The sequence below is a fragment of the Acidimicrobiales bacterium genome (genome assembly GCA_036273495.1).
Lineage (GTDB): Bacteria > Actinomycetota > Acidimicrobiia > Acidimicrobiales > JAJPHE01 > DASSEU01.
This window is the reverse complement of the sequence record DASUHN010000032.1, coordinates 1-5409: the sequence shown is the minus strand read 5'-3', so window position 1 is coordinate 5409 and position 5409 is coordinate 1. Positions and strand designations below refer to the sequence as shown.

Here is a 5409-nt window from a genome sequence, read left to right as displayed (position 1 = left end):
AGCCTCGTCGAGACCCTCCAAGAGATCCAAGCCCTCGTGCCAGCCATCAAGCAGGGCTGGGACTCCGACCGCGTGCTCCGTCTCGCCGTCGAACGCCTTTGGATCACGGCGGGCAACCTGGCCGAGGAGTATCGACAGGCGGCGGGCCTGGAGGTCGGCCGGGACCCGTGGGCCGAGCTGGCGGCGTACCGGCACCGCCTGGCCCACGGACTGCCGGACGATCTGTCGCCTGACAGGGTCTGGACGGACACCACAGTTGACCTGCCCCGGATTCTGAGCGAGCTGTGCCGCCTACTCGGCTGAGGATCGGCCGGGCGTCGACAGCGACTCCGACCCGGCGCGGCCTGCTCGGTCCGTCGGGTATCCCAGATGTATCAATCCGCCCCGTTCCGCGGCGTGCCGCGCCGTCATCGCACGTCCATCGCCGTTTCGCAACCGCCCTGCTCACGGGTACTATGCGGATTGAGCAGCACGGCCTGGACTCGGTCTGACATCCTTTGGGGGCAGGCGGTCGGGGGTTCAAATCCCCCCTCCCCGACCCCGCGGGCGTAGTTCAACGGCAGAACCTGACCCTTCCAAGGTCATGATACGGGTTCAATTCCCGTCGCCCGCTCTCCGCAGAGGGCGGCTCGGGCTGTCCCGCTCAGGCTCATGCAGCGGGGGTCGCCACCGCCTGCCGGGCGTTCGCGGCGATGGCACCGATGATGCGGGGCCAGGCCGGCTCGGGGAGGTCGTGGCCCATCCCCGGGATGGTCAGCAGCTCGGCGCCGGGGACGGCGCGGGCGGTGGCCTGGCCGCCGGAGGGCGTCACCAGCGGGTCGTCCTCGCCGTGGATCACGAGCGTCGGGACGGCCACCCGGGCCAGCGCCGGAGTGCGGTCCGACGCAGTGAGGATGGCGGCCAGCTGGCGGGCCATGCCGGGCGGATAGAAGGCCCGGTCGTAGGCCCGCCCGGCCCGCTGGCGCAGGCGCTCCTCGTCGACCGGGAACCCCTTGCCGCCGATCACCTTCTGGGCCTCGATGGCCCGGTCCATGGCCTCGGCCCGGTTGGCCGGCGGCGCCGACATCAGGGCGCCGATGGCCTCGGGGGTGGGGGCGCCGACGGAGCGGTCTCCGGTCGTCGACATGATCGAGCACATCGACAGCACCCGGCCCGGATGGCGGATGGCCATGGCCTGGACGATCATCCCGCCCATCGACGCCCCGACGATGTGGGCCCGGCCCAGCCCCAGCGCATCGAGGACGCCGATCCCGTCGTCGGCCATGTCCTCCAGGGTGTAGGCCGTCGCTCCCGCCGGGGCGCTCTCCCCCGTGGCCATGGCGGCCATCAGCGAGCCCAGGTCGGGGAGCCCGGCCTCCTCGAACCTGGTCGACAGGCCCGTGTCGCGGTTGTCGTAACGGACGACGAAGAAGCCCTCGGCCGCCAGCTGCTCGCAGAAGCCCTCGTCCCACGTGATCATCTGGGCACCCAGGCCCATCACGAGCAGGAGGGGCGGTAGCCCCGGCTCCCCGAAGGTGTCGTACTCGATCTCGATGCCGTTGGCGGCTGCCTGTGCCATGGGCCGGATCCTTGACCCTGCCCCCCCGGAGGTCAAGGGGAGGCACGGGCGGTTGTCTAATGAATGAGCGCTCATTATTATCCTGCTCGTGGGGAGAGTGGCAGGGCTGTCGCCGGCGGAGACCAGGCACAGACTCCTGAACGCCGCCGCCGCCGTCTTCGGGCGGGACGGCTTCGAGGGCGCCCGAGTGGCTCAGATCGCCGAGAAGGCGGGCCTGAGCGTCGGGGCCATCTACAACCACTACGGGTCCAAGGCCGAGCTGCTCGCCGCGGTGGTCGAGCAGCACAGCGCCGACGAGCTGGGGCGGCTCCTGGCCGCCGAACAGCCGATGGGGGTGCTCGACCTCATCGCCGAGCAGGGCAAGCGCCTCGACCACGGGCCGTTGGCGGCGCCGTTGCTCGTCGAGCTCATCACGGCCTCGCGGCGGGATCCCGAGGCGGCGCCGATCCTGCTCCGCGAGGTGGCGGGCCGGGAGGAGCTCATGGCCGAGCTCATCCGCTTCGGCCAGGCCGCCGGTGACGTCGTCCCCGACGTCGACCCGGCCGTGGTGGCCCGCTTCTGCCTGATGCTGGGCCTCGGCTCGCTGCTGCTGCGGGCCATGGACCTGCAGAGCACCGATCGCGACGCCTGGGCGTCGTTCATCAACCGAATCGTCGACCAATTCAGACCCGGGGAGGACCAATGACCGACATCGACCACAAGGTGAAGCCGCTCACCGAAGAGGATCTCGACAGCATCATCGGCGCCGACCGGGCCAACCTCGACGAGGTGGTGCACTCCGTCGACCAGCACAGCGAGGTGCTGTTCACGTGGGACTACTCGCGGAGCCGTCCGGCGCTGGCGAAGCTCTACGAGAAGGGCAAGGCGTCCCAGTGGAACGCGACCACCGATCTGCCCTGGGACACCGAGGTCGACAACGAGAAGCTGGCCGCCGAGTTCGGGGCGTCGAACGCCCGTTTCGAGATGATGGCCGATGTGGCCGGATCCCCGCTGGCCAAGTGGGGCGACGAGCAGTGGAGCCGCTTCGGCATGGAGCAGCAGAAGTGGCTGCTGTCGCAGTTCCTGCACGGGGAGCAGGGGGCGCTGGTGTGCACGGGGCTCATCACCGCCACCGTTCCCTGGATCGACGCCAAGTACTACGCCGCCACCCAGGTGGTCGACGAGGCCCGCCACGTCGAGGTCTTCTCGCGCTACATCGAGGAGAAGATGGGCGGGGCGTACCCGATCAACCCCAACCTCGGCAGCCTGCTCGACACGATCATCGAGGACAACCGGTGGGACATCACCTACCTCGGGATGCAGATCATGGTCGAGGGCCTGGCCCTCGCCGCCTTCGGGATGATGCACATGATCACGACCGAGCCCCTGCTCAAGCAGTTGCTCCGCTACGTGATGAGCGACGAGGCCCGCCACGTGGCCTTCGGTGTGCTGTCACTGAAGGAGTTCTATGCCGGCCTGAACCACGACGAGATCCTGAGCCGCCAGGAGTTCGCCTTCGAGGCGGCGCTGCGGCTGCGGAACCGGTTCTTCGCCCCCGAGGTGTGGGAGCGGGTCGGGGAGGACCCGCGGGCGGTGATCAAGTTCATCACCGAGAACCCCAACCCCGGCCAGGACATGTTCCAGGCGATGCTGTTCTCGAAGATCGTCCCGAACTGCAAGAAGCTGGGGCTCCTCGACGCCGGGGACGGCTGGCTGCGTCAGAAGTTCACCGAGATCGGGGTCATCCAGTTCGAGGACTGGGTGGACACCAGCGAGGAGTACTCGGCGCTGGACGCCATCAACCCCGAGGCCCAGCCGGCCTGACCGGATCCGCCCGGCAGTAGGCCGGGTCGTGGGGCTCGACACACAGGTCCATGTCCCGCCAGTAGTACGGCGCGCTGGCCGCCGGTCCCGCTGGCGCGCTCCAGCCGGCGTAGATCTCGTCCCAACCCAGGTCGCCGTAGGCGCCGAGGGTCAGGGCACAGACCGGGTCCCGCCGGGGCTGGTAGCGGAAGTCGACGGAGAGGCGGAAGCCCTCCGACCGGTTGGGGAGGGCGCGGTGCACGCTCAGGGCGTCGAAGAGGATCGCGTCCCCGGGCTCCAGGTCGTCGCTCCACCAGCGGTCGCCGGGATCGACCGGGCAGGACAGCACACCGGATCCCGGGGCCAGGGCGTGAGGGCGCGGGCCGTCCCGGTGGGAGCCGAGCGCCACCTCGAGGGCGCCCGCCCGAAGGGGGCAGGCGGTCAGGGCTATCCAGGCCACGACCGCCCGGCGCCCCCCCTGCATGTTCACGTGGTCCTGGTGCGGCGGGGTGGGCGGTTGGGGGGAGCCGGCGGCGGGCGCCACCACACGCGCCACGGGGCGGGGATGGCGGAGGACGTCGTGGTCCCCGAGCAACCCGGCCGCGGCCGCGGTCAGGGCGGGATGGTCACCGAGCCGGTGCAGTGACTCGAGGGCGCAGATGTCGCGGTAGGCGGCGCGGTCCCCGGCCGCCGGCGCCAACGGGTTCCACCCGTCCCGGACGGGGATGGGGGCGCCGGGGTCGGCCGGAGACGGCGGCCCCGCCGTCCATCCGTGCCGCCTCAGGACACAGGTGATCTCCCGGCGGACGGTCGCCACCTCGTCGGGCCCGATCAGGGAGCGGAGGAGAACCCTGCCGTCGCGTTCGTAGCCGGTCCGGTCGCGGGCCCCCGCTGCGGGCGCCACAGCCGCCAGGGTCACCCCGCGGTGATCTCGACGGTGTGGGGGAGGTGAGCGGGCTTGTTCTCCGCCACGATCCGTTCGACCACCCGGACGTCCACCCGCGAGGGGTCCGACGTCCGCACGATGACCTGGAGCCGGGGCTGGGCGGTACCGGGCAGGGCGCTGTCGGCCACCTCCGACCAGCCGCACCCCCCGCTCTCGATGACCTCGGGGGTGACGCCGGTGTAGAGCTCCACCGCCGCCACCAGCCCGTCGACGGTGCCCCGGCTGCGGTACAGCTCGACGGCCCGGGCCACGAGCTGGCGCCGCCGCGCCGGCGCCCACGCCTCGTCGAGGGAAACGGCCACCCATCCCGCCAGCCACTCCACGAAGTCCTCGGGCGCCAGCGCCGGATCGACGTAGGCGTCGAAGCAGTCGAGGGTGGAGACCACCGGGGAGAGGGCGTCGTCGAACACGGTGGTGAGCCGCTGGCAGAAGTCGTCGCCCTGGTAGACGGCCGGCAGCGAGTGACCGATCTGCATCCGGCTGCGCAGACCGTCGATCGCGCCCCGCCGGGAGAACGGGAGCGGCGCCGGCAGCTCGAGGTCGAGCATCTCGTCGGACGTGACCGCCATCGTCAGACCTCCACCCGCACCTGGTGCTCATACGAGAACACCAGGGCGTTGGGAGGGACGTCGACCCGGTTGACGGCGTCGCCCCTGCGCCCCGAGATGGGGTGGGCGGCGAAGAGGCGGACGTCCTCGACGACCCGCGCCCCCGGGACGCCCTGGAGGATGGCATAGATCTCGCCGGTGTGGACCGCCTGGCCGAAGGGCCAACCCGCGCCGTCGGGGCCGCCGGTGAGGGGGTTGAGGTAGCCGTAGAGGGCGTCGAGGGCGGCCGTCTGGGCGGCGTTGACGTCGGCCCAGGGATGCACGAGGAGCTGGGCCACGACCGTGACGCCCTGGTAGTAGGGCGGCTCGACCATCACCCGGGCCCCGACGCAGCGGCGCCGGCCGAGGTAGTCCGAGACGGTCCGGAGCATGTGCTCGGGCGGGGCCAGCTGGGTGAGCGTGAGGCGGCCCTGGTCGTCGGGGGTGGCGTGGGGCACGAGCAGGACGCGGAGCCCGCCGGCGTCCTCGGGCCGGTCGGCGGGCACGGCGCGCACCCGCACCGCCTCGGGGGCGGC

General features: G+C 71.6%; 7 protein-coding genes and 1 tRNA gene. 4 read left to right on the top strand and 4 right to left on the bottom strand.

Annotated elements, in window-relative coordinates:
• Positions 1 to 303 (top strand): hypothetical protein (locus tag VFW24_01425; GenBank protein HEX5265410.1); only part of this gene is annotated, 303 nt, incomplete at its 5' end.
• 239 nt (positions 304 to 542) lie between these two features.
• Positions 543 to 613 (top strand) — tRNA-Gly (locus VFW24_01420).
• Positions 614 to 649: 36 nt separating this feature from the next.
• Here VFW24_01420 and VFW24_01415 read toward each other — a convergent pair.
• A complete protein-coding gene (locus tag VFW24_01415) occupies positions 650 to 1558 on the bottom strand; it encodes an alpha/beta hydrolase (protein HEX5265409.1) in 909 nt (302 codons plus the stop codon).
• Between the two features lie 88 nt (positions 1559 to 1646).
• Here VFW24_01415 and VFW24_01410 point away from each other — a divergent pair, with 88 nt between their 5' ends.
• Together VFW24_01410 and VFW24_01405 are read left to right on the top strand one after the other, a co-directional pair.
• Positions 1647 to 2243 (top strand): helix-turn-helix domain-containing protein, encoded by a 597-nt coding sequence (locus VFW24_01410; GenBank protein HEX5265408.1) that lies wholly within the window; start codon positions 1647 to 1649, stop codon positions 2241 to 2243.
• Positions 2240 to 3361, top strand: coding sequence for a ferritin-like domain-containing protein (locus tag VFW24_01405; protein ID HEX5265407.1), 1122 nt, complete (start codon positions 2240 to 2242; stop codon positions 3359 to 3361). The genes VFW24_01410 and VFW24_01405 overlap by 4 nt, the downstream gene beginning before the upstream one ends.
• Here the strand turns inward: VFW24_01405 and VFW24_01400 are convergent.
• From VFW24_01400 to VFW24_01390, 3 genes are all read right to left on the bottom strand, one after another.
• Complete coding sequence (locus VFW24_01400) at positions 3336 to 4259, bottom strand: phytanoyl-CoA dioxygenase family protein (GenBank protein ID HEX5265406.1); 924 nt, start codon at positions 4257 to 4259, stop codon at positions 3336 to 3338. The genes VFW24_01405 and VFW24_01400 overlap by 26 nt on opposite strands.
• The gene (locus VFW24_01395; GenBank protein HEX5265405.1) at positions 4256 to 4855 is read right to left on the bottom strand and encodes a phage tail protein; all 600 of its coding nucleotides are present in this window, start codon (positions 4853 to 4855) and stop codon (positions 4256 to 4258) included. Before VFW24_01395 ends, VFW24_01400 begins: the two co-directional genes overlap by 4 nt.
• Positions 4856 to 4857: 2 nt before the next feature.
• The coding region (locus VFW24_01390) for a hypothetical protein (protein ID HEX5265404.1) at positions 4858 to 5409 on the bottom strand (552 nt) is incomplete at its 5' end.

Coding starts and splice junctions, on each gene's coding strand:
- VFW24_01405 (HEX5265407.1), top strand. CDS start 2,240: ATGACCGACATCGACCACAAGGTGAAGCCGCTCACCGAAGAGGATCTC.
- VFW24_01415 (HEX5265409.1), bottom strand. CDS start 1,558: ATGGCACAGGCAGCCGCCAACGGCATCGAGATCGAGTACGACACCTTC.
- VFW24_01395 (HEX5265405.1), bottom strand. CDS start 4,855: ATGGCGGTCACGTCCGACGAGATGCTCGACCTCGAGCTGCCGGCGCCG.